This is a genomic window from Mesorhizobium sp. LSJC285A00 (assembly GCF_000503155.1).
Lineage (GTDB): Bacteria > Pseudomonadota > Alphaproteobacteria > Rhizobiales > Rhizobiaceae > Mesorhizobium.
This window is the reverse complement of the sequence record NZ_AYVK01000002.1, coordinates 25747-48038: the sequence shown is the minus strand read 5'-3', so window position 1 is coordinate 48038 and position 22292 is coordinate 25747. Positions and strand designations below refer to the sequence as shown.

19 protein-coding genes and 3 pseudogenes are annotated in these 22292 nt (G+C 60.8%); 8 read left to right on the top strand and 14 right to left on the bottom strand.

The features are described from left to right. Positions 1-31: 31 nt before the first annotated feature. The 8 genes from X726_RS164960 to X726_RS164995 all read right to left on the bottom strand — a co-directional run bounded on the left by X726_RS164960 (position 32) and on the right by X726_RS164995 (position 8574). Positions 32-1450 carry an FAD-binding oxidoreductase gene (locus X726_RS164960; RefSeq protein WP_031214527.1) on the bottom strand — a complete coding sequence of 473 codons (1419 nt, stop codon included), beginning with the start codon at positions 1448-1450 and terminating at the stop codon, positions 32-34. Next, on the bottom strand, positions 1447-2310 hold the full coding sequence (locus X726_RS164965) for a PfkB family carbohydrate kinase (protein WP_023667751.1): 864 nt from the start codon (positions 2308-2310) through the stop codon (positions 1447-1449). The genes X726_RS164960 and X726_RS164965 overlap by 4 nt, the downstream gene beginning before the upstream one ends. Further along, the gene (locus X726_RS164970) at positions 2307-3161 is read right to left on the bottom strand and encodes a sugar phosphate isomerase/epimerase family protein (protein WP_023667750.1); all 855 of its coding nucleotides are present in this window, start codon (positions 3159-3161) and stop codon (positions 2307-2309) included. The genes X726_RS164965 and X726_RS164970 overlap by 4 nt, the downstream gene beginning before the upstream one ends. 21 nt (positions 3162-3182) lie before the next feature. After that, the gene (locus X726_RS164975; protein ID WP_023667749.1) at positions 3183-4043 is read right to left on the bottom strand and encodes a carbohydrate ABC transporter permease; all 861 of its coding nucleotides are present in this window, start codon (positions 4041-4043) and stop codon (positions 3183-3185) included. Continuing rightward, positions 4040-5002 (bottom strand): sugar ABC transporter permease, encoded by a 963-nt coding sequence (locus X726_RS164980; protein ID WP_023667748.1) that lies wholly within the window; start codon positions 5000-5002, stop codon positions 4040-4042. Before X726_RS164980 ends, X726_RS164975 begins: the two co-directional genes overlap by 4 nt. Before the next feature lie 11 nt (positions 5003-5013). Then, on the bottom strand, positions 5014-6336 hold the full coding sequence (locus X726_RS164985; RefSeq protein WP_023667747.1) for an extracellular solute-binding protein: 1323 nt from the start codon (positions 6334-6336) through the stop codon (positions 5014-5016). Between the two features lie 28 nt (positions 6337-6364). Next, the gene (locus X726_RS164990) at positions 6365-7378 is read right to left on the bottom strand and encodes an SIS domain-containing protein (RefSeq protein WP_023667746.1); all 1014 of its coding nucleotides are present in this window, start codon (positions 7376-7378) and stop codon (positions 6365-6367) included. A gap of 173 nt (positions 7379-7551) precedes the next feature. Then, the gene (locus X726_RS164995; protein ID WP_023667745.1) at positions 7552-8574 is read right to left on the bottom strand and encodes a LacI family DNA-binding transcriptional regulator; all 1023 of its coding nucleotides are present in this window, start codon (positions 8572-8574) and stop codon (positions 7552-7554) included. 1015 nt (positions 8575-9589) lie between these two features. On the opposite strand from X726_RS164995, the gene X726_RS165000 reads away from it, so the two are divergent. From X726_RS165000 to X726_RS165025, 6 genes are all read left to right on the top strand, one after another. Next, positions 9590-10669 (top strand): LacI family DNA-binding transcriptional regulator, encoded by a 1080-nt coding sequence (locus X726_RS165000; protein ID WP_023667744.1) that lies wholly within the window; start codon positions 9590-9592, stop codon positions 10667-10669. 365 nt (positions 10670-11034) lie between these two features. Then, positions 11035-12027, top strand: a complete 993-nt coding sequence (locus X726_RS165005) for a substrate-binding domain-containing protein (protein ID WP_023704355.1) — start codon at positions 11035-11037, stop codon at positions 12025-12027. Positions 12028-12107: 80 nt separating this feature from the next. Further along, positions 12108-13622, top strand: a complete 1515-nt coding sequence (locus tag X726_RS165010; RefSeq protein ID WP_050588498.1) for a sugar ABC transporter ATP-binding protein — start codon at positions 12108-12110, stop codon at positions 13620-13622. After that, positions 13615-14622 carry an ABC transporter permease gene (locus tag X726_RS165015; RefSeq protein WP_023667741.1) on the top strand — a complete coding sequence of 336 codons (1008 nt, stop codon included), beginning with the start codon at positions 13615-13617 and terminating at the stop codon, positions 14620-14622. The genes X726_RS165010 and X726_RS165015 overlap by 8 nt, the downstream gene beginning before the upstream one ends. Further along, complete coding sequence (locus X726_RS165020; RefSeq protein WP_023667740.1) at positions 14619-15644, top strand: ABC transporter permease; 1026 nt, start codon at positions 14619-14621, stop codon at positions 15642-15644. The genes X726_RS165015 and X726_RS165020 overlap by 4 nt, the downstream gene beginning before the upstream one ends. Beyond that, the gene (locus tag X726_RS165025; RefSeq protein WP_023667739.1) at positions 15641-16492 is read left to right on the top strand and encodes a sugar phosphate isomerase/epimerase family protein; all 852 of its coding nucleotides are present in this window, start codon (positions 15641-15643) and stop codon (positions 16490-16492) included. The genes X726_RS165020 and X726_RS165025 overlap by 4 nt, the downstream gene beginning before the upstream one ends. Positions 16493-16697: 205 nt before the next feature. Here X726_RS165025 and X726_RS01000000166590 read toward each other — a convergent pair. Beyond that, positions 16698-17212 (bottom strand): annotated as a pseudogene (locus X726_RS01000000166590) (ABC transporter permease); the annotation flags it as partial. Between the two features lie 4 nt (positions 17213-17216). On the opposite strand from X726_RS01000000166590, the gene X726_RS165030 reads away from it, so the two are divergent. Then, on the top strand, positions 17217-17657 hold the full coding sequence (locus X726_RS165030) for a GMC oxidoreductase (RefSeq protein WP_245272033.1): 441 nt from the start codon (positions 17217-17219) through the stop codon (positions 17655-17657). Between the two features lie 157 nt (positions 17658-17814). Here X726_RS165030 and X726_RS1000000170335 read toward each other — a convergent pair. Then, positions 17815-17928, bottom strand: a pseudogene (locus X726_RS1000000170335) (peptide ABC transporter ATP-binding protein); the annotation flags it as partial. A gap of 4 nt (positions 17929-17932) precedes the next feature. Here X726_RS1000000170335 and X726_RS1000000171440 point away from each other — a divergent pair. Then, a pseudogene (locus X726_RS1000000171440) lies at positions 17933-18186 on the top strand (MBL fold metallo-hydrolase); the annotation flags it as partial. A gap of 23 nt (positions 18187-18209) precedes the next feature. On the opposite strand, the gene X726_RS165040 reads toward X726_RS1000000171440, so the two are convergent. The 4 genes from X726_RS165040 to X726_RS165055 are packed head-to-tail and all read right to left on the bottom strand — an operon-like array spanning position 18210 to position 22240. After that, complete coding sequence (locus tag X726_RS165040; protein WP_023667735.1) at positions 18210-18953, bottom strand: ATP-binding cassette domain-containing protein; 744 nt, start codon at positions 18951-18953, stop codon at positions 18210-18212. Positions 18954-18962: 9 nt separating this feature from the next. Then, positions 18963-20162: an alanine racemase gene (locus tag X726_RS165045; protein WP_023667734.1), complete on the bottom strand. Its 1200-nt coding sequence runs from the start codon at positions 20160-20162 to the stop codon at positions 18963-18965. Between the two features lie 12 nt (positions 20163-20174). Beyond that, positions 20175-21143: an ABC transporter permease gene (locus X726_RS165050; protein WP_023667733.1), complete on the bottom strand. Its 969-nt coding sequence runs from the start codon at positions 21141-21143 to the stop codon at positions 20175-20177. Between the two features lie 35 nt (positions 21144-21178). Further along, positions 21179-22240, bottom strand: coding sequence for a substrate-binding domain-containing protein (locus X726_RS165055; protein WP_031214519.1), 1062 nt, complete (start codon positions 22238-22240; stop codon positions 21179-21181). Between the last annotated feature and the right edge of the window lie 52 nt (positions 22241-22292).

Here is a 22292-nt window from a genome sequence, read left to right as displayed (position 1 = left end):
TGAAGAGCGTGACGATGAGCCAGATGCCCGGCTACTTCTTGCGCCTGCCTGGCTTCAGGGCCGCCAAAAGACTGCTGATCCTGCCGGCCTTGCGGTTGCGGATCTCGGCCTCGTTCTTGCGGCGCACCGCGGCGCGGACAAGTCTGGCGCCGAGATAACGCAAAGGCTCGGGCGGCAGCGACATGCGCCGCTCGATGCCGACCAGACCGCTTTCGCTCCAGCGATCCTTTCGCTCGAGCACCAGGCTCGCCAGAATGCGTCCGGCTATCGGCGTCTGCGCGATGCCGGTGCCGTTAAATCCCATGCCGTAGAAGATATTGGGATGATCGCGCAGGTGGTCGAAGACAGGAACGTGTTCAGGCACGCAGTCGATCGGCCCCGACCAGTCATATTCGATCGCCACACCGCGCAGCGACGGGTAGACCCGATGCAGCTCTCGCATATTGTCGCGGCCGTGCTCCGGGCTGCGGTTGAAGCTGGCGCCGAAATTTCCACTGAAGGCGACGTTGCCGCTGCCACGACCGAAGACCACCCTGCCCCCGATGGTGCGCTGGTAGTAGAGCACCTGGGCCTGGGAATCGCAGATCGAGGCACCGTCGCGCCAGCCGATGCTGTCGAGCAGTTCGGGAACGGCGGCAGTCGCAATCACCTCGCTGCCGACCACATAAAGATGCCGCCGCAGTTCCGGCAGCGCGGAAAGCCAGGCGTTGGCGGCAAGCACGATTTTGTCAGCCCGTACCGCGCCATGCGCCGTGCGCACCGTGCATGTCATGCCGGGTTCGATGGCGAGGACCGGGCTGCGCTCGTGGATGATGACGCCGCGTGCCAGTGCCAGCTTGCGCAATCCGATGGCAAGTTTGGCGGGATGGACCGTGCCGGCAGTGGTCTCGACCACGCCGACATAGGAGGCCGATGAACCGGTGCGGCGTTGAATGTCCTCGGCTGTCAGCGGGCTGAAACGGTTTTCTCCAACAGCCGCCGTCAAGGCCACGGCGGTCTCCCAGGCGCCTTCCTGCGCCATGGAGCTTGCTGTCCACAGCCATCCGTCCAGCCTCAGGTCCATGTCTATGGTGCCGTTTTGCTGCAGCGCCTTCAGCTCCGCGATCGATGCCACCGTGTCGGCGCACAGCAGGCGCGCTTCCTCGAGACCGACGACCGCACTGATCTGGTCGATTTCGGCGAACCATGAATGGACCTGACCGCCGTTGCGCCCCGAGGCCCCCGATCCGCACAGATCGGCTTCAAGGATCACCACCCGCGTTTGCGGCGCCAGTTCAAGGATCCGCAGCGCCGTCCACAGACCGGTATAGCCGCCACCGACGATCACCACGTCGGCGCGCTCGTCGCCTCGCAATGGCTCGGTCGCAGGGGCGGCGGCAATGTCCTGCAGCCAAAACGACCGGTCAGATGCAAGCGCGACCGCAGGCTGCCGCAAACGAATTTTACTCACGCTTGGGCTCCCTGCGCATCGACAATGAAGCTGGCATATTTGGCTGGCAGCCAATCGGGTATCGGACGCGGTCTCTGGGGAAACCCGCCAAGATGGGTGCAGGTCTGCGCCGCCGCGATCGACGCCCTGTGCAATGCCTCCAGGGCGCCGAGGCCGCCGAAATGGAAGCCGGCGAGGAAAGTGGCAATGAAACTGTCGCCGGCGCCACACGTATCCACGACGTCGACAAGGGTCGCCGGCGCATGCACGACATTCGTGCTATCGTCGAAGTAGGAGCCGCGTCGACCACAGGTCAAAACTACCTGCCTTGCGCCGGCCGCCCTGAGCGCGCCCAGCGATGGCTCGATGGGAACATCGACATCGTCCGGTCCGGACGCAAACACAAGCGGGACACCGTCGAGCGGCAGCGCCATATGGGCAGTCGATAGATCGATGCTGAACGGCACATGGTCCGCCACCAATCGTTGAACAAGGTGCTTGTTGGCGTTGGTGCCGAGATGCACCCAGTCGGCCGCGGCGATGACCGCATAATGCGCGGGCGCCGGCATGTAGTTTTCGCCCACACCGAAGGATTCGTGCAGGAACTTCCGGTCGCCGGATTCATCGCGCAGCAAGGTGACGGCCGTATCGCCGCGACGCCGTTCGACGTCGTCCGGGGATAGGCCGGCACCTTGCAGTTCGGCAAGCACCACGTCGCCTTCGGGATCGTTCCCGACGGCGCCGAAATAGCGCGCGGACCAGCCGTTGCGCCGCCATTGCGCCGCGACATTCAAGGCGTTGCCGCCCACCGTCATCAAGTTGTTGGTCAAATAGGCATCAAGGCAATTGTCCCCGACCGCGATAAGCTTCTTCAACGTCATGCCGGCACCGTTGCGCGATTGAGGTATGGCGCGATGGCGCCAAGGCAGCGTGTCCAGGCTTTTACCGGATCGAGCGCGTAGGAGCCGTTGCCGAACGGCTCGAAGGTGAACTTTCCGGCATAGCCCAGGCGCGCGAGTTCGCTGACGTAGTGGCCGAGCGGCAGCGTGCCCTCCCCCCACACCAGATGCCCGCCTGGTGTGCCGTCGACCAGATGGACATGCGCCAGACGCGAGCCGAACAGGTCGACATAGCCGGCCACGGTGTCGCCGGCCGTGGCCATGGCGACAGTGTCCAGCACGACGTCGATGTTTTCAGCGCCCACCTCGTGCAGCATTTGGCGCAGGCCTGCCGCATCATTGACGAGGTTGCTCTCGAACCGCTGCAACGGCTCGAGCAGGCAGCGCACCCCGTTTGCGGCGGCGCGCCGGGCGATCTCGCCGATCGAACCGACCGCGCGGTCCCATGCCGGTTGCCGGGGTTCGCTCTCGTAGCCCCGGCCGGGCGTCAGGAAGAGATAGCGGGCGCCAAGCGCCGCGCAGATGTCGGCTGCACGGCAAAACCGCTCGATGCTGTCCTGGCGCAGTGCGGCGTCGCCGGAGGCAATGTTGATTGGATACAACACCTGCTCAGGCGTAAAGCACCAGGCCGACAGCTCGTTGTCGGCGAGTACCCGGCGAACGGATTCGACACGCGCGTCCGTGGCGTGGAACAGGTCCAGATGCTGGGCAATCCCCCACAGTTCGATCTCGCGCAGGCCAAAGCCTCGGATCGTCCTGGCGACCTCATCGAAGGGGAAGTGCTGGAAGCTGAAATTGGCTCCGATCAGCTGATGAGCAGCGAGCTGCGGCATGAAGGCTCCTTTCGGGAATTGTTATTTGCCGATGCCTTCGGCCAAGCCACGGATGAAGTAGCGTTGCGCGGCAAAGAACACGATCACGATAGGCAGCGCCGAGATCGTCATGGCCGCGAACACCACGGCATAGTTGGTCCCGTGGGTTGCCATGATCGACGTCAGTCCGACCGGCAGCGTCTGCACATCCGAGCCGCTCGTGAAGATCATGGCGAAGAGATATTCGTTCCAGGCGAACAGGACGTGCAGGATGACGCAGGAAATGATGATCGGCCGGCACAGCGGCAAGGTGATGCGCCAGAATATCTGACCCTCGCTGGCGCCATCCATCGTCGCCGCCTCGTCGATGTCTTCAGGCAGATCCAGCATGTAGGCGCGGATGAGGAAGGTGGTGAACGGCACACGGAACGCCGTGTAGAGAATGATCAGTGCCCAGTAGGTGTTGTAGAGACCGAGCGCCTGCAACATCTTCACCAGTGGAATGATCGCCACGGTGGGGCTCAGCATCAAGCCGCCCAGAACGATGGCAACAACCAGCGGCTTTGCCGGCATCTTGGTGCGGGTCAGGCCGAAGGCCGTCCAGGCGCTGATCAGCACGGTGCATATAGCCGAAGCGACGGTCACCAGCACCGAGACTGTCACGTAGCCACGCACGCCCTGGTTCCACGCTTGCAGGTAATTGTTCCACGACCAACGGGTGGGCAGGGCGAAGGGATCGCCGAAGATCTGTGCATTGTCCTTGAAGCCGCTCAGCGCCATCCAGATCAGCGGATAGATGACGACGACACCGAGGCAGACCAGGAACGAATAGAGCAATGTCCTGGCTATGACCGACCACACATTGACGTGCCGGCTGCGACCGGCTGCGACCATCGCACTCATAGCTGCACCCGGCGCCGCTTGGTGTACCAGAGCTGTGCCGCGCCTGTGAGCATGGTCAACATGAAGATGACGGCGGCGATCGCCGCGCCATAGCCGAAATTGTCCTCGATGAAGGCCTTCTGGTAGAGCCACGTGCCCAGCACCTGGCTGCTGTTGTTGGGCCCGCCCGCGGTCATCACCATGATCTCGTTGAACACCTGGAACGCGCCCGTGATGGTGACGATGATCATCAACCCCGTCATTTCCCGGGTGAGCGGAAAGGTGATGCTCCACAGGCGGCGAAGAGGACCCGCGCCGTCGATCGTTGCGGCATCGTAGAGGTCGCGCGGGATCTTCTGGATGGCGATGGCGAACAGCAGCGTCGAATAGCCAAAACCCTGCCATTGGCTCATGGCGATGATGGCATAGATGGCGGTGTGCTCATTGCCGAGCCAAGGCATAACGAGCTGGCTCAGTCCAACACGGCTGAGCGCGGCATCCAGCAAGCCGATCTGCGGCTGGTAGATGAAATAAAACAGCAGGCCGGTCACCGTGATCGAGATTGCCGACGGCACGAAATAGACGGCGCGCCACAGCCGGCGCCAGCTTTCGCTTTTCAGGTCCTCGATAATGGCCGCCAGCAGGAACGCGCCGAAGACCTGGAAGATGACGGAGATGAGAGCGTAGAGGCAGTTGTTCCACAGCGCCAGCAGCACGACCGGGTCGTGTAGCAGCAGCCGGTCGTAATTGGCGAGGCCGACATTGGTGACCTCGCCGGTGTAGATGTCCTGGTCGGTGGTGCTGACGATGAAATTGTCGACGATCGGATAATAGACGAACCAGCCGATGAGGATGAGCGCGATCGCCGCCCATCGCAATGACAACAGGTTGGCGAAGGGCGCCCGCCGGCTCTTTGGCCGTTGCGGCCTGGCGACGCCGATGTCGGCGCCGCTGTCCACTGTGTCCGAGGCCCTTGCCATGCTCGCCTGCTTTATTTGGCCGCGGATGCGGCATTGCGCACCTCGTCCATCACTTGCTCGGGCGTCATCGAGCCGCTCGCCAGCGCCTGCAGGCTGGACAGCCAGACGGCGGCGACGCGCGGTGGGTTGGCCGTATCCAGCCAGGGCATGAGGTATGAGGCGGCGTTGATATCCTTGAGGCCATCGACCACAGCCGCGCTCATGTTCGATTCCGAGGCGCCGCCGATGGTGGCGCTCGGCTGGCCATAGGGTGGCGCAGACAGCACCTGCGCATTTTCCTTGGAAGTCACGAACTTCATGAAATCGATCGCCAGCGGGATGTTCTTCGATGCCGCATTGATCATGTAGCCCTCCGGCGCGCCCTCGATCGACCTGGCGTCACCCTTTGCGCCAGCGGGCACCGGCAGCCGGAAGAATCCGAAATCGGCGGGCTTTAACGCCGACTCCGGCGTGGCGGCCTGATCGAACTCGATGATTTCCTGGTAGTACATAGCCGACTGGGCGTTGGTGAAGGCCTGGAGAGCCGAAGCATAGGATGTGCCGTTGACGCCGGCGCCATCGGTGCAGCGCTCGACAAGCTGGCTGAACTGCTTGAGTGCTGCGACGTAGCCTGGATCGCTGTATTGGGCGGTGGCCGGATCGAAGTCGCGTTCCAGCGTTGCCTGCGGCACGTTGTAGGCGAGCAGCTGGCCTGCAAAGTGGATTGCCGGCCAGGCCTCCTTGTTGCCGAAGGAGATCGGTGTCACGCCGGATTTGCGGATGGCGTCGCAGCTGGTCAGCAATTCCTCGAAAGTGGCGGGTGCCTTGAGGCTGAGCTTGGCGAAGATCTGCTTGTTGTAGCCCATGAACTTGGCATCCTGGTAAAGCGGAATGCCATAGAACTTGCCGTTGTACTGGAACGCCTTGACGGCGGCTGGAGACAGCGACTTGCCCCACTCGGTATCGGCAGCAATGACAGGCGTGAGATCAACGGCGCGATTGCCGCGCACGAAATTGCCACCCCAGCTGCCTGTCCAGGAGAAATAGATATCGGGCAGCGAGTTGGAAGCGACCAGCGTCTTGGTCTTGCCCTTCACGCTGTCGTCGCTCTCCTGGATAAGTTCGACCTTCACATCCGGATGGAGCTTCTCATAGGCCTGTGCCAGGTTGACGAAATAGGGCGACAGCTGTTGCAGCCCGAACTTCGTCAGGACCGAAAGCGTGCCGGTGTATTCCACCTTGGCGTTGGGGTCGGCCGTGACAGCCGGCGAAACGGCGGAACTGCCGCTTATCGACAACCCCAATGATGATACCGCGGCCACCGTGACCGCCACGATTTGCAGCGAACGTTTCATGGATAGCTCCTTCAGAGGTGAGAGGGGATCAATATTCCACGCGTTTGTAGTAGCGACGGGTGGTCAGCGGGTGGTTGCGCAGCACCTCGAGATGGGCGCTCAGCCGCTCGAGCAAGGTGGCGAGCAGAACCGGCGAGATCATGCCGCGGACCTTTGCGGGGATGCCCGGCAACTTGACCGAGGCCGCATCCAGCGTGCGAACGCGGTCCGTGTAGCGCTTGGCGAAGTTCTCGACCCGGTCGGCCAGGGGCCGAAGGGCATCTTCGCCCTTGAACACGAAAACGCTGACGCCCGGCTCGACCAACTCGAGCGTACCGTGGAAGAAGTCGGCGGCGTGCACCGGGCGGGTGCGAATCCACTGCATCTCTTCGAGGATGCACATGCCGTAATAGTGTGCCTCCGGCCACACCGAGCCGGCGCCGGTGAAGATGTGATAGGTATCGTCCTTGATTGTCTGGGCCAGTTCGGCCGCCCTGTCCTCAAAGGCAGCCTTGGCGTCGGCAAGCAGATCCGGCAGCAGTTTGAGTTCGGCGACAGTGCCATCAAAATCATCATATTCGCCGCGCTCTTCCAGCAGGGCCAGGACGATCAGCAGCGTCTGCAGGTAGAAGGATTCCGACGAGGTGTCGTCTTCGGCGAAGTTCGTGAAATTGTGGTCAGCCTCCCGTGCGATTGGCGTATCCGAATGGCCGGTGAGCGAAATCGTGCGCACACCACGTTTTTTCAGAAAGGCCATGAGCTCGACGCCTTCCTTGGTCGTGCCCGACAAGGACGGGATGACCACCACGGCCTTGCTGTCGAGACCGGCGGGCGGATCGATCACGACCTGCGCCGGATAGGCACCGCTCACCGGGAAGGTGGAACAGCGCTGCGCCAACTCGATCGCGGGCAAGGTTAGAAGCTGCACGCCGCCGGTGCCCATGAAAAACAGCCGCTCGACGCCATCTGCCAGCAGTGTGCGCATCAGTGAGCGAACCTCACCTGCGACGGCGACGGCCCCGCTTTGGATCTTCACGAAGCGGTCCCTATCGAAGTTCAGCATGACGTTTTCCTTGTATTTCGCATGTTACAGGCCTCTAGCCCGCCTTAGGCGTCGGTGGGCCGTCTAGCTCGTTTTCCCGATGTGAGATCGATCTCACAAGCAATAATGGGCACGCAATTTCGCCAATGGCAAGTCCTTTATACGAAATTCTCCGAAATCGAGGGGTTTGCTCTTTAGCGCACAGCGCGCCGGGCAACCGATCCGCGTACGATCAAGCGGGTCTGAAATCGGGTACGGCGCGGTGCAACCTTTTTGCCGGCAAGCCGCTCCAGCAGGTATCTGGCGGCGAGCGGTCCGATCTCGGAGATGGGTTGCGCCACGACCGTTATCTGCGGATCGGTGAACGTGGCGAGGTTGAAGTCATCGAAGCCAACCACCGACACGTCATGCGGAATCGAGAGCCCCATTGAACGCAGGCCAAGAAGCGCGCCTTGCGTCATGAGGCTGTCCACCGTGAACAGTGCGGTGGGGCGATTGCGCCGGCTGAACAGGCGGATCGTGGCTTCGATGGCGTGCTCGACGGTCGAGCGCGATACGCCGATTAGCGCTTCATCGATTGCGATCCCATGCGAGTGGAGCGAGTTTTCGTAGCCAGCCAAGCGTTCCTGTGCCGTAAAGATGCGTGACTCGTCGCGCAAAAGACCGATCCGGTGGTGACCGTTGCCAACCAGATAGTCCACTGCCTCGCGTGCCCCGCCCTCGTTGTCGACGACGACGCTGTCGCATTGCAGGTCCTTTACCACGCGGTCGATGAGCACGATCGGTGCGCCTTCGCGGGCCAGTTGCACAATATGCTGGCTGTCGGTTGCAGACGTTGGGGCAAGGATGAAGCCGCGAATGCTGAGCGAGCGAAGGCTCTCAAGCAGTTCTTTCTCCTGTTCTACATTCTCCTCGCTGCTGGCAATCAGAAGATTGTGGCGGTGCTTGCGCAGTTCCACCTCTATGTCGTGCGCGATTCGGGCGAAGAACGGATTCTGGATATCGCCGGGCACGAAGCCTATGATCGGCAATTGTCCGCTGCGCAGCGCCTGCGCGACGAGGTTGGCCCGATAGCCCAGCCTTTCGGCTGCCTCAACCACGCGGAGCGCCGTCTCGTCGCCAACGTAACCATAGCTGTTGAGCGCCCGGGCGGCCGTGGCGCGCGACACCTTAGCCGCTGCGGCAACGTCCTTTAGTGTGATTCCTTTCTGGGCCACAGGTAACCGTCCTTCTTGGATCTGAACATTGCGTCAGATCATTCTCGGCTCGTCTTGCGGGCATCGTTGTGCGGCATATCGGACGATTCTCAAACTGCGAACATAGCTTTCGCAACTCCTTGCCACCTAATCGAGATACGCGCGCTGTTTGGCTATCTGGAAATTTGATCCACGAATGCACCTACATGTTGTGCAGTCAGTTCATTGCCTTGCACTGCCAGCATACGGCAATGAGTTCACGCCATGGTCCAGGCGGCCTCCCTGGCATCGATCATAACACCGATGGAGACGACTAGCCTTGCCGCCAAACTCGTCCAGCGATTGGAGGCGAGCTTTCAAAAAGGTCGAGCCAGACGCTCAAGGCCCGCTGCACGGAGAGCCACAGGCCGGGGGACTCTGAGCAAATCGGGAATCTGGGTCGCTTGCTCTGAACCGTCGGCATCATGCTGCTAACCGGTTTTGATCCTCCGGGGCTCCGCATTGGCAATAGCGACGAAAATGCTGTCGAGCAGACCCTTGTCGCGGAAGGAACTTGCCAAGCAAGGGCACCTCGGCCAAGTACGCAAACAACGCCCGGAGACAAGGCGCATCCGGCAGCACCCTTTTGGGGCCAGATAGAGACTCAGAAACCCAAAGCTTTCATCTTCCCGCTATTGAAAACAGAGGGACTCGATCGTGACGCGTGCGCCCGGCCATCGCCAACGGTGGGCTCCAAACTGATCGAAACTTCTCGTCGACCTTTGCAAGGTGCTTGATCATCGGGGAGACCAAAGCCGAAACGCTGGGGTTGGTGTCTCCAGCGACGCTGAACGAAGCTTCAGGGAAAATCTCAAACCTGCCGATTTCCCTGGCGCTGTCATTGCAACGATCGAGACAATAAGGGAGACCGGACCGGAGGCACGAGAGGCCGCGTCCTTTTCGTGGGATCGCTCCTCCAAACCGTTTGCCGCAATTTAGAGATGTTGCCTTGACCCCGCACTAGCGTCTACTGCATCTGCTAGTAGGAGCGTCACGAATGGCGAGAAAGTCTGTCCGACGCAAGTCAACGATTTATGACATCGCGGTGGCGGCAAAGTTGTCCCCGACAGCGGTTAGTCTCGTCCTCAATGGCTCGTGGCAACAGCACCGGATCAAGGCGGAAACCGCAGCGACCATCCTCGATTGGGCTGAGCGGCTTGGCTATGCTGTCAACCTCAAGGCACGAGGATTGCGGCTTTCCCGATCCGGGCTCGCTGGAATGATCTTGCCACATTACCGCAATCGCTTCTTCGCCGGATTGGCCGAAGCCTTTGAAGCGGAATCCCGCGTCCACCGCTTGTGCCCGATCGTCGTCAGCACCCATCGCAATCCTGATAACGAGTTGAGTGTGACGGAAACCCTGCTGGCCCAGCAGGTGGAATTTCTCTTCCTTGCGGGCGTTCGTGACCCCGATCCGCTGAATGATCTGTGCCGGGCAGCGGGCGTCCGGTGCATCAACATCGATCTGCCAGGCCGCCGGGCTCCCTCAGTTGTTTCTGACAACTACGGGGGTGCCAAGGCGCTCACAGAGATCATTGTTCAGAAATTGAAAGAACGAGGGGGCTCCACCGAAGATCTCTTCTTCTTTGGCGGGGTCAGCGATGATGACGCAACACGTAGCCGTTTGCTGGGTTTTCACGATGCGCTGGCAGCGCATGGGATTGTTACGGGCCCGGGCACGATTGACTGCTGCGGCTACGCACCGACCAACGCTGCTCGGTCTCTCGCTGCACGATACGCTCAGCTTGGGCATCTGCCCTCAGGTATGTTCGTCAACGGCGTGACCGCTCTTGAAGGAACATTGCGGTTCACTTCGACACTAGCCTCAAGTGAGCTTGGACGGGTTGTTGTCGGAAGCTTCGACTGGGATCCATTCGCGGCGCATTTGCCCTTCGATGTGACCATGGTCCGACAGAATGTCGAGGTGATGATTGCTGAAGGATTTTCGCTTCTGGAGAATTATTCGATAGACCACTTTCCGCTGGTGACCGTACCGACCAGCTTTGGGCGAACCGGAGAGCATGACGGCGCCCAAGAAGATTGGGATTCGGCATCCAAATCGAGCATCGACCACTAGCAATTCTTTGTCGCAAGACATCGTTGCAGAAGTTCAACTCCGTTCATCAGCACCTCGGATCTGGGTAGCATCGCCTCCACCCAAGGCTGGCGGGGGATCGCATGTCGTTTCCACGGGTGCAGCCTGAGTGCGAAAGGGCGGATCGTTTACATCAATCGACAAATGTTTTTAGACGCCGGTGGCGTGACCGCCTTGCTAAATCTATTTAGCACCTTGACCGGCCGGCATTCAAAGTCTTTTATGGCGCGTTCTGGGAGGAATGCGGCGCCGAGTGCGTCAATGCCGTCGGGCACAAAGGGGTGGGCCAAACAAAGCCGACATGGGCAATAGGCAACCCAAAAACTCGTCAATCAGGGAGGAATTAAATGTTAGCAAAAACTATACTCGCGGCAGCGTTCGGCGCAGCCCTTTCGGTCGCCACAATGAATGCTGCGCTGGCAAAGGACGTCAAGGTTGGAGTCGTCGTGAAGATCGGCGGCATTCCCTGGTTCAATGCCATGGAAACGGGAATAAAGGAAAAGTCGAAAGAGCTTGGCGACGACGGCTTCATGGTCGGGCCGACCAGCGCCGACCCGGCACTTCAGGTCCGCGCGATCGAAGACCTGATAGCTCAGGGCGTCAGCGTAATTGGCGTCGTGCCGAATGATGCAAACGTTCTCGAGCCGGTTCTAAAAAAGGCGCGCGACACGGGCATCAAGGTCATAACTCATGAATCGCCGGACCAGGTGAACGCTGATTGGGACTTCGAAATGGTCTCGGCCGTTGGTTTCGGTGAGGCCCATGCCAAGCTATTTGCCGAGAAAATGGGCGGCAAAGGCAAGTACGTGGTGTACGTGGGTTCTCTTACCGTGCCCGCACACAATGCCTGGGCCGATGCTGCAATCGCCTACCTGAAGAAGAACTTTCCCGACATGCAGATGGTTGGCGACAGATATGGCGTGGCCGAAAGCGCCGATGACAGCCGGAAGACGGCTCTGGATGTGCTTGCCGCCAATCCTGACCTCGGCGGCTTCCTGACGTTCGGCAGTCAGGGACCGATCGGCGCCGGACGCGCGATCGAGGAGCAGAAGCTTGGTGACAAGGTGGTTCTTGTCGGTTCATTCTCGCCTAGCCAAGGCAGCGCAATGCTCAAATCCGGCATTATTGACGGCGGCTATATGTGGAATCCTCTGGAAGCGGGCAAAGTATTCGTAACGATGGCTGATTTTCTGGCGGGCGGCGGTGAAATCACCGACGGCATGACGATCGAAGGTCTGGGTGTCGTTCACCCTGACTTCAAAACCGGCACCATCATCGTGGACGCTGTGCAGCCTATCACGGTCGAAACGGTCGATGGTCTTGCAGCCCTAGGGCTTTAGATGGCGGACCATGGCTGGCGTGCCGGGGTGGCAGATCAATCCCGGCACGCCCCATCCTTGTCATTTCAGAAGGGCCCGCCGTGAACCTCGTCGCGTCTACGACGCAGGACCTCCCATCGGTTCTGTCGTTTAGCAACATAAACGTCACATTTGGTGGCGTTAGAGCCCTCCAGGATGTCGCCTTCGAGGTTCTCCCGGGTGAAGTGCAATGCATCGCCGGTGAGAACGGCAGCGGCAAGAGCACCCTGATCAAGGTAATCACCGGCGTTTGTCAGCCGCTAGCCGGCGCAAACATGTCGATCGCCGGAAAGTCTGTCGACATCATGTCGCCGGCTGCGGCGCGCAGCGCCGGGGTGGAAGTCATCTGGCAGGACCTCGCACTGTTTCCTGAAATGACAGTCGCGGAAAATATCGGGATCAGAACTGTCCTCGGCAACATGCCTCGGCTCGTCGATCATTCGCGCATTCGCGAGGTGGCGCGAGGGCTGTTGGCGCGGCTTGGCGCCGACCTCAATGTCGACGCGCCTCTGCGTAGCTTTGCAATCGCCCAACGTCAGATCGTCGCCATCGCCCGGGCGCTCGCCGGCGATGCGAAGGTTATTTTCATGGACGAGCCCACATCGTCGCTTACTCAATCGGAAACAGACCGGTTGCTCGCGATCGTTCGAACACTCTCGAATGAAGGCATGGCCATCGTCTTCGTCAGCCATCGCCTTGCGGAAGTTCTGGAGATCTCAAGTCGCGTCACCGTTCTGCGCGACGGTAAGGTCGTTGGGGTGTTCCCGACCGCCGGAATGACCCAATCACGCCTCACCGAACTGATGACCGGCAAGACGTTCGACCAAACCGTGAGCACGAGAAACCTTAGTGGATCACCCGTCGTGTTGAAGATCGACCGATTGACCCGCGCAGGCGACTATGACGACGTTTCGCTGACAATACGGCGAGGTGAAACGCTTGGCCTGACCGGGCTACTCGGCGCCGGTCGCACAGAACTCGCGCTTTCTATTTTCGGCATGCTGCGCCCAGACCGCGGCAGCATCGCACTCAACGGGACGGTTCTTCATCTGAACTCCAACCGCGACGCAATCCGCGCGGGTATTGGATATCTCTCCGAAGACCGCTTGTCCCTTGGTCTCATACAAGCTCAGTCCATCGCCGACAACGCCGTTATCCCGGTGCTCGACAAGATCCTTGATCGAGGGCTGATCTCCTCGGAGAAGAAGGACGCGCTCGTCAATCATTGGATCGAGGAATTGGCGATAAAAGTCGGGCGGCAGACCGATGCGATTTCCACGCTCTCGGGCGGCAACCAGCAAAGGGTGGCCATCGCCAAATGGCTGGCGGTCGGCCTGAAACTGATCATTCTTGATTCGCCAACCGTGGGGGTGGACGTTGGCGCGCGGGCCGGCATCTTCGAGATTGTCGCCAAGCTCGCTGCCGAAGGCCTGGCGATTCTGCTGATATCCGATGAAGTGCCGGAGGTCTATTTCAACGCCGATCGTATCCTTCATATGGCTGCGGGCAAGATAGTCGCCGAATACGATCCGCACGCCATCCCGCTCGGCGACCTGGAAGCTGCCGTCTATGCGTAACCGCGGCAAGCTCTTCCGGGCTCATCCCACCGAGACATGGCTCGTTGTGGTTCTTCTCATCATGAGCGCAGGTCTCTCCGTTGCGAGCGACAAATTCTTCACCATTGCCAATCTCTTCAATCTGCTCAACACAAGCTCGACAAATCTGATCTTCGCGGTTGGGCTGCTGGTGGTGTTGATCGCTGGGGGCATCGACATCTCCTTCGCTGTGGCCGCGTCAGTGGTTCAATACGTTGTGGCGCTGGCTCTAGCCCAAATGGGAGGTGGTGATTGGTTCATCGGCCTCACCTTGGCGGCAATTGTCGGGATCGCCCTGGGTGCGGTGAACGCCGGCCTCATCTACTATTTCCAGATCATTTCAATCGTTGTCACCATCGCCACCTTCAATATTTTTTTCGGCCTGCTGATGTTCTTCACGCACGGTGTATCGATCTACAATCTGCCTGCATGGTGGACGCATCGCACTGTGCTTTTCGAGTTCCAACAGGCGAATGGCAATTGGGCCGAGCTAACACTGCCGGTTGCGATCATGGCGGTCTGCGTCGCCGCCACCTGGGGGCTTATCCGGTATACCACCACGGGACGGCAGCTATACGCTTTTGGCGATAACCCGGAGGGCGCCCGTCGCCTCGGTATCAACATCGCGGCGATGCACTTCATTGCCTTCGGCTGGCTTGGTTTGATGGCCGGGATCGCGGGACTTGTGCAGGTGCACTATTCCCAGGAAGTCGTGCCCAACGCATTGGTGGGGCGCGAGCTGGACGTGCTGGCAGCTGTTGTCCTTGGCGGTGCCAGGCTGGGTGGCGGGCGCGGCACCGTGCTCGGTTGCATCCTTGGCGTGTTTCTTGTGTCGGTGACGCAAAACGGGCTGAACCTCCTCGGCATCTCTCCCTATGCTTTCAAGATGATCGTCGGGGCGATCATCTTGATTGCCATCACGCTGTCCAACGCGCCGCTCGGGCATATCCTCGCGGGCTTGCGGCAGAGGATGGGTACATGACGCAGCGCGTGCTCGAAACTGGAGCGCTACGGCACGGATTCTTGCGCCGTCTTGCCGGCACGTTGGGCGCCGAGAATATCGGACTTTTGCTGGCATTGATTTTGGTGATTGCATTCTTCGGATCTCTCTCGCCGCGATTCCTGTCCAAAGCTACCTTTGAATCGGTGGCCTTCCAGTTGCCTGAACTTGGACTGCTTACGCTCGCGATGTTGATGCCGATCATCTCGGGCGGCATCAATCTCGCCGTGACGTTCACGGCCAATCTCTGTGGCCTCACGCTCGCCTGGGTTCTTCAGGCCAACGGAGGACCGGACGCAAGCATCTATGCCTTTCTACTCGGTTCCGTTCTTGCGGTCGGCGTTGGCACGGCAAGCGGCTTGGTCATGGGCCCGGTGATAGCCTATACCGGCGCGCACCCCATCCTCGTTTCGCTCTCGGTGATGATTTTCCTGCGCGGCCTTGGCGAGTTTCTGACCCGCGGCGCCGATATTTCGGGCTTTCCCGAATTCATCCAGCCCCTGGGTCACGGCAGCATCGTCGGCATTCCTGTCCCGCTGCTGATACTGCTCGGCGCAGTCATCGTCTGGCATGTCTTGATGACCCGAACCAGGCTTGGCTTTTCAAACTATATGGTCGGCTCCAACATCGAGGCGACGCGCTATTCCGGCATCTCGACGCGACGCGTGATCATTCTGATCTACGCGCTGTCTGGCGCCATGTGTGCGTTGGCCGGCATTATCATGATGGCACGATTCAATTCCGTCCGTGTCGGCCATGGCGAGTCCTATGTGCTGATTACGGTGCTTGCCTGCTTCTTGGGCGGGGTGAATCCGTTTGGCGGCTTCGGCAAGGTCGTTTCGGTCTTCCTAGCCCTCATCGTTTTGCAGTTGCTTTCTTCGGGACTGAATCTCTTGGGCGCCAGCCAGCACCTGGCCACAGCCATTTGGGGCATCATGCTGATCGGCGTCATGATCTTGCGGTGGGCTGCCGGGCAGCTCAATTTCATGAGGATAACACGATGAAGGGTTTTGGCGTTCATACGAGCATGTGGACGAGTGGTTGGTCCGTAGAGGGCGCCGAGCACACTGTAGCGGCGGTGAAAAAATACGATCTCGATTTCATTGAAATTTCGCTGGCCGATCCATTTTCTTGCGATGCCGATCACACCCGCAAGCTGCTGGCGGCAAATGGCATGCAGGCGGTGTGCTCGCTAGGGTTGCCCGAATATGCGTGGGCATCGCGCCACCCACAGGAGGCGATTGACTTTCTCAAGGTGGCTATCGACAAGACGGCCGACATCGGAGCCCAGGCGCTATGCGGCGTAATCTATGGCGGCATCGGCGAGCGTACTGGCGTGCCACCTACGCAGGACGAACTTGATAACATTGCGAAAGTGATGACGTCCGCCGCCGCGCAAGCCAAGTCTCGCGGCATCGAACTCGGTGTTGAAGCCGTGAACCGCTACGAGAACCACATCATCAACACCGCGGCTCAGGCGGTGGCACTAATCGAGAGAGTCGGCGCCGACAATATGTTCGTGCACCTTGATACCTATCACATGAACATAGAGGAGAAAGGTATGGGCAACGGTATTATCGTCGCCCGCGATTACCTCAAATATATCCACCTCTCCGAGTCTGATCGCGGCACCCCAGGCGAGGGCAATTGCAATTGGGATGAGACGTTCGCAACGCTGGCCGCGATCCGCTTCAAGGGCGGGCTCGCGATGGAGAGCTTCATCAACATGGATCCGCGTCTGGCGTTTGGCCTCAGCGTGTGGCGTCCGGTGGCCGAGAGTGAAGCGGTTGTAATGGGCAACGGTCTGCCGTTCTTGCGCAACAAGGCACGGCAGTACGGGCTGATCGCATAAGTTACATCGCCATGCGAGATCGAAACTCGGCACATCATGAGCCGACTGCATCGACATTGCGGCGACTGCCTTCGAAGCAGGAGCCGCTCGAGAGGCAATATTGCGGCGTTTTAGATCCCGGCCTTCGGCTGCCCCCCCGGGCGCAAGCAGCCAACCGGTCGGCGATCGCAACTGCCGTGAACAACCTATTTCACCGGCTCGGGCATCACAGCCTACCCTCGGCGGTTGCGAGCCGGCCCCGCATCAATTCGCGGCGCTTTCGAAACTCTGTGTATTCCTGGTCGGCCAGTACCCCGATCTGGATCACCGATCCACTCACGGCAAAGTTGAGTGAGGAGGGAATGCCTAGAAGATTGACAAGGTTCTGAAGCACCTGCAGCAAGATCGTTCCAAGCACCACACCAATGATTGACCCTTCCCCGCCCCGCACGAGAACCCTCCAAGGACGGCGGCGGCGATCGCGTAGAGCTCGTAGAAATTGCCGTGCGAGCTTGGCAGGATGGAGCGTGTGTACATTGCGAGAAAGATGGATGACAGCGCCGTCAGCCCGGCGCAGATCACATAGGCGCAGATGATCACCCGGCCGGTACGGATTCCCGAAAACCGCGCGGCCTCTTCATTTTTGCCGACGGCGTAGAGGTATAGTCCGAAGGCGGTACGGTGCAGAACGACCAACATCACCGCCGCCAGGACAAGCAGGAAGACAAAAGAATGAGGAATGGGAATGGAGGTAGGCATTGTTGGTAAGAACCGAAACCAGATTCAGATCCTCGAAGCGGGTTTCGTAGGGAAAGCCTGCCGTCGCATCTTGCGTGTTGCCCTGCTGCTCGCCGGCATGAAGATCGCCCGCACCATCCTGCGTCAGCCGGCCCTGCAGGCGGTGATCGCCGAGGAGCTGTCGCCGGGCGGGGCCGCCGACCTTTCCGATCAGTCCATAACAGACCACATCCTCGAACATGCCGAGACGGTCTATCACCCCTGCGGCACCTGCCGGATGGGTAGCGATGACCAAGCGGTGGTCGACCCGCAATTGCGCGTGCGCGGCGTGCCGCGCCTACGCATCTGCGACGCCTCGATCATGCCGCGTCTCATCAGCGGCAACACCAACGCGCCGGTGATCATGATCGCCGACCGCTGCGCCGATTTCATCCTCGGCAGCGCTTAGCGAGAAACGGGCAGCCCAGAGAAATCCAGGCTGTTTTGAGACGGTGTATCTGTCCAGCGCATGCAGCGACTTGTCGCGACCGAAACCGGACAGCTTGACGCCGCCGGGCGGCACGGTGATGTCGGCGCCGCCATACATTGCATAGGTCCTATCAAATCGAGACTGGGATAGCGATGCCAACGCGCTGCTGTTGGCCGCCAGAAAGCTGGTGCGGATACGCCTGGAGAAATTCAGGCGATGCAGGCAGCTTCACCAGACGCAGCAGTTCCAGCAGCATCCATGACGGCGCCGAAGTCGCGCCCGGCTTCCAGATCATCGCTGCGCCGGCCACACGCCCGGCCACTCGGTCTACCTCGCAAACTACGGCAAGGAACAGCGCATGATTTCGGCCGACACGATGTATGTGCCAGCGCTGCTGGCGCCGCATCCGGAGTGGCAAGGCAGCTACGACCAGGACGGGCCGATGGCGATCACCACGCGGCACAAGCTGATCGATCGCGTGATCGCCGACAATATCCGGATCTCGGGCGGGGGCTCTCAGAGAGGTTCCTGCTATTGCTGCTGCAGGCCGGTGATCATGGCAATGATCTCGTTCTTATCGGTCTTCGCGGTCTCGCGAATTCCAATCTGCTTGCCACGCCTGAGAACACAGATGCGGTCGGAGAGCTTGAAGACCTGGTCGAGGCTGTGGCTGATGATCAGGATGCCGACATTGCGCTGCTTCAGCGACTGGACGATAGCCTCCACCCGGGCGGTTTCGGCAACGCCCAGCGCCGCCGTCGGCTCATCCAGCAGGATCAGCTTGCTTGCCCAATGCGTGGCGCGCGCGATCGCAACGCCCTGGCGCTGGCCGCCGGAGAGATCGCGGATAGTGGCGTGGGCGGAGGGGATGCGCACGTCCAGTTCCTTCACCAGTTTCTCGGTCTCGTCGATCATGCGGCGGCGGTCGAGCAAACCGAGGCGGTTCAGCGGCTCGCGGCCGAGGAACATGTTCATGTAGACCGTCTGCTGGTCGGCCAGCGCCAGGTCCTGGTAGACGACCTCGATGCCGTGCGCGCGCCCCATGGTGGCATTCGACATCGTCACCGGTTTTCCTTCGATGACGATGGTGCCGGACGAGGGCGGGTGGACGCCCGAGACGATCTTGACCAGCGTCGACTTTCCGGCGCCGTTGTCGCCGACAAGTGCAACGATCTCGCCCGGGAAAACCTCGAGCGAAAAACTCTCGATCGCGGTGATGCCGCCGAAATTCTTGCGAATGTCGTGCAGCTGAAGGATGGGCGCGCTCATGGTCATGTGTTTCTCCTAGACTGGCCAGGCATAGGGTTCACCGAAGCCATTCTCGATGGTTTCCACTTTCGGATTGTCCGTCGAAATGCCCGACACGCCGACAATATGGGCGCGGGTGACGAAGGCCTGGCCACGGAAGCCGAACACGGCGCTGTCGCCAGGCTTCGGCGCGTTCGCGCCGGCGGCATCGATCATGGCGTAATAGTCGATCGCCGAGGGCGGCGGCACCTCGACGCTGCGCAGTGCCGAGCCTGCCGTCGTCGGTTCAGCCGAGACGATCGCCTTGACGTCGTAGTCGGGGAAGATCGGATCGATGTAGAAGCCGCCGCCAAGGCAATAGGCCTTGCCGCCGGAGAGATGCGAGACCTCGGTGAGATAGAGCACCGCCGGCAGCTCCGGCAAATCTTCCATGACATGCAGCGCGGTGGTGCCATGTAGTCCATTGCCGGGCTCGCACTGCGTCGCGCCGGCCTCGGCGAGTGCCGCCAGCATGACGCTGGAGGTGGTGCCCGGCGCGTTGATCTCAATGTCCTTGCGGCCTGCCTTGGCCAGCGCTTCTGCAGCTTTCGCGAGCGTCGCCAGATTGGGGGTCGGCAGCACTTTCCGCGAAGCATGGTCGAACAGCAGAGCAGGGAAAGTGGTGATGCCGGCGAAACGGCCGCCTTCGACGGCATCCAGCCGGTGGGCGACATCGACTGTGTCGGCGGCATCGAAACCGCCTTCATGGCCGCGATAGAAGATATCGCCTTCGGCGGCGATGCGGGCCAGCAGATCCTGCACATAGCCGGCCGCCTTGGCGCCTGCTGCCGCTTCCCCAGCCTTGGTATCGTTGAACACGGTCCAGTAGTCCGGCTTGAAGGTTTTCGCCGCAGCCGCCGCTTCGGATTTTGCGACCTGCTGGAGATGGCCGAGATGGCCAAGCTTCATGCCTGCCTTGTGGGTGGCGCGGGCGCAAGCCATGTCGACGGCGACCGCGCGGTCAATGCCGCCGCGCGTCACAGCCCGGCAGAACGACGAGGAGCGGCCGACCTGCTTGGTCATGGCGAAGATCTTCAGGCCGTTGCGGTTGGCCTCGCTCTTGAGAACCCGCGCATTGGCCTCAACCGTGTCGAGATCGAGCACATAAGCATTGGCCGGCAGCTTACCTTGCTGGTGCAACCGGATAGCTGATTCGATGAAGGCGGGGTTGCGGCGGCGCAGAATCTCGAGAAACATGGATGGCTTCCTTCAGCGGTTCTTTTCGCGCAGCGACACGGCGACTGCGGTCAGGATAATGAGGCCGCGCACGATCATCTGGTCGGAGACCGACAGGCCCATCAGGATCAGGCCGTTGTTGAGCATGCCCATCATCAACGAGCCGACCAGCGCGCCGACCACGGAGCCCTTGCCGCCATTGAGCAGCGTGCCGCCGACGATGACGGCGGCGATGACCGTCATCAGGTCGGTTTCGCCGAGAGTATATTTCGCCGCCTGCAGGCGACCGGCATAGAGCAAGCCGGCAAGACCGGCGAGCCCGCCGCTGATGGTCAGCACGGCGAGCCTGATCCTGGGCACGCTGATGCCCGATACGCTTGCGGCGCGGGCATTGTCGCCGGTCGCCAGCACATGCGCGCCGAAACGGGTTTCGCGGAACACCAGGTGGCCGATGGCCACGGCAATCACCGACCACCAGACGAGTGAGGGGACACCGAGCAGCGAGCCGGAACCGAAGAAGCCGGTGAACGCTTCGTTGGTCACCGAGATCGAGCGAAGGTCTGTCATCGAACGCGAAACGCCGGCGAACAGGCCGAGTGTCGCCAGCGTCACCAGGAAGGAGGGCAGCCTGACATACGCCACCAGCACGCCGTTGATGACGCCGATCAGCAGGCCGGCGCCGAGGCCGGCGACTATCCCTGCCGGCATGCCGTACCCGTTGATGGTGACGGCGGCTGCAAGGGCCGCCACCGCCACGATCGAGCCGATCGACAAATCTATTTCGCCGGCCGACATGACGAAGACCAGGCCGATGGCCATGATCGTCACCGGCGTCGTCTGCAACACGATGTTCGATAAGTTTCGGACGGTGAGGAAGCCGCTGTCCCTCAGCACAATGGCGAAGAACAGGAAGATCGCCAGGAAACCGAGGTAGACGACATATTGCTGCAGATTGAAGCGGCTTGCGAAGCTGCTACCGGCGCTGGTGTTGGCACTGGACATTTTATCCCTCCGGTGGTGAGCGCTTCGCCTCGAGCCTATTTCACCGCGTCCGCGATAGCCGCCGGTACGTCCCTGTTGAGGGACTTCCTCCAACCGTCCTTCACCGTGTCCTTGGTGACGGCGATGGAATCTACGGCATAGAATGGTTCGGCCTTCTTGCCGACCAGAGAACCTGCCGAGGCGCGCGCCAGCGTCACGCCAATGCTGTAGGCCTCGTCGGCGACGAGGGCCGCGATGTTGCCGCCCTTGACCATGTCGAGCGCGGCAGGCTCATTGAGGTCGAGCGTGACAATCTTGGTGTGCGTGTTGCCGGCGCCGCGCAAGGCCGAAAGCACGCTTAGCGCCGGTTCGGCCCAGGTCACATAGATGCCGTCCAGGTCCGGATGCTGGGTGATCATCGCCTGGGCGATGTCTTCGCTGCGCGCCGGGTCGGCCATGCCGGCCTCGGCCTCGATCTTCATATCGGGATAGTCCTGCTCGATGGTCTTCTTGAAGGCCTGGTCGCGCTGGTTGGTGACGTAGAAGTCGGCATCGTGGAAGATGTAGCCGACCTTACCCTTCTTGCCGAGCGCCTCGGCCATAGCGATGCCGGCCTTCTTGCCCATCTGAAAGAGATCGTCGGAGACGATGGTGACATAGTCCCTGCCCTGCTTGTAGCCGGCCGGGGAATTGTCGACGAAGCCGAGCTTGACGCCGGCCTGGCGTGCCGGATCGTAGACCGAAGCTGCGGTCGCCGGATCGACGGGAAGCGACAGGATGATCGACGGCTTTTTGGCCATCACCGTCTCGATATCGGCCTTCTGTCGCGCGGCGTCGAAACCGGCATCGGTCTGCGCCACCACCTCGATGCCGAGGCGCTTGAATTCGTCATGGGCGCCGGCGTTGACGGCGTTGGTGTATTCGCTCATCTCGTGCCAGACGAGGGCGGCGGTGAACTTGCCGTCCTTGATCTGCTGCTCTTCGGCTGGCGTCAGCGTAAGACTGCTCGCCGGCACCGGCTTTTCACCATTCGGTCCTGTGGTGACGCCTTCAGCGGCGAAGGCGTGCATGGCTAGCAGGCTCGCCACTGTCGTTATGATTACAGATGCTTTGCGCATGTCCCGGGTTCCCTTTTTGTTGTGTCGAAAAAAAGCTCCGGTGCGGCGGGCC

Excerpts from the sequence above, each read along its gene's own strand:
- X726_RS165025 (WP_023667739.1), top strand. The coding sequence starts at position 15,641 with ATGAAGGGTTTTGGCGTTCATACGAGCATGTGGACGAGTGGTTGGTCC.
- X726_RS165015 (WP_023667741.1), top strand. The coding sequence starts at position 13,615 with ATGCGTAACCGCGGCAAGCTCTTCCGGGCTCATCCCACCGAGACATGG.
- X726_RS164990 (WP_023667746.1), bottom strand. The coding sequence starts at position 7,378 with ATGCTGAACTTCGATAGGGACCGCTTCGTGAAGATCCAAAGCGGGGCC.
- X726_RS165040 (WP_023667735.1), bottom strand. The coding sequence starts at position 18,953 with ATGACCATGAGCGCGCCCATCCTTCAGCTGCACGACATTCGCAAGAAT.
- X726_RS164965 (WP_023667751.1), bottom strand. The coding sequence starts at position 2,310 with ATGACGTTGAAGAAGCTTATCGCGGTCGGGGACAATTGCCTTGATGCC.
- X726_RS165055 (WP_031214519.1), bottom strand. The coding sequence starts at position 22,240 with ATGCGCAAAGCATCTGTAATCATAACGACAGTGGCGAGCCTGCTAGCC.
- X726_RS165045 (WP_023667734.1), bottom strand. The coding sequence starts at position 20,162 with ATGTTTCTCGAGATTCTGCGCCGCCGCAACCCCGCCTTCATCGAATCA.
- X726_RS165020 (WP_023667740.1), top strand. The coding sequence starts at position 14,619 with ATGACGCAGCGCGTGCTCGAAACTGGAGCGCTACGGCACGGATTCTTG.
- X726_RS164985 (WP_023667747.1), bottom strand. The coding sequence starts at position 6,336 with ATGAAACGTTCGCTGCAAATCGTGGCGGTCACGGTGGCCGCGGTATCA.
- X726_RS165030 (WP_245272033.1), top strand. The coding sequence starts at position 17,217 with ATGGAGGTAGGCATTGTTGGTAAGAACCGAAACCAGATTCAGATCCTC.
- X726_RS165005 (WP_023704355.1), top strand. The coding sequence starts at position 11,035 with ATGTTAGCAAAAACTATACTCGCGGCAGCGTTCGGCGCAGCCCTTTCG.
- X726_RS164980 (WP_023667748.1), bottom strand. The coding sequence starts at position 5,002 with ATGGCAAGGGCCTCGGACACAGTGGACAGCGGCGCCGACATCGGCGTC.
- X726_RS164975 (WP_023667749.1), bottom strand. The coding sequence starts at position 4,043 with ATGAGTGCGATGGTCGCAGCCGGTCGCAGCCGGCACGTCAATGTGTGG.
- X726_RS165000 (WP_023667744.1), top strand. The coding sequence starts at position 9,590 with ATGGCGAGAAAGTCTGTCCGACGCAAGTCAACGATTTATGACATCGCG.
- X726_RS165050 (WP_023667733.1), bottom strand. The coding sequence starts at position 21,143 with ATGTCCAGTGCCAACACCAGCGCCGGTAGCAGCTTCGCAAGCCGCTTC.
- X726_RS164970 (WP_023667750.1), bottom strand. The coding sequence starts at position 3,161 with ATGCCGCAGCTCGCTGCTCATCAGCTGATCGGAGCCAATTTCAGCTTC.